This window comes from Pseudomonas sp. E45-MNA-CIBAN-0222 (assembly GCF_040310405.1).
Classification (GTDB): domain Bacteria; phylum Pseudomonadota; class Gammaproteobacteria; order Pseudomonadales; family Pseudomonadaceae; genus Stutzerimonas; species Stutzerimonas stutzeri_AC.
Map to the genome: position 1 here is coordinate 1 of NZ_JBEOPU010000092.1, position 274 is coordinate 274.

The 274-nt window shown below is 40.9% G+C and carries 1 protein-coding gene; it reads right to left on the bottom strand.

Translation table 11 applies throughout. The annotated features are described in order from the left end of the window. Positions 1 to 225: BMC domain-containing protein (locus AAEZ08_RS22900; RefSeq protein WP_500125173.1), on the bottom strand; the 225-nt coding region annotated here is incomplete at its 3' end. Positions 226 to 274: the final 49 nt, after the last annotated feature.

Consider the following 274-nt stretch of genomic DNA (forward strand, 5'->3'; position numbering starts at 1 on the left):
CGCAATGATTAAATCATCAACAACCTCACCTGCACCAACCTGTAATCCAGTCGCAACTGCGGCATTGATAGATGCAACATCACCACTTACCATCACCATAAATTTGCCGGGACAAATTGTGCGGTTAAACAAGATGTTAACCTCTGCGGCTTTTAACATTGCATCTGCCACTACGTAGCCTCGCGCAATCGAATTCAATTCAATACAACCAATGGCATTTATCATTTTTTCACTCTTCTAATTATTGTTTATTAAGTCAGCGGTGCGTTCAATT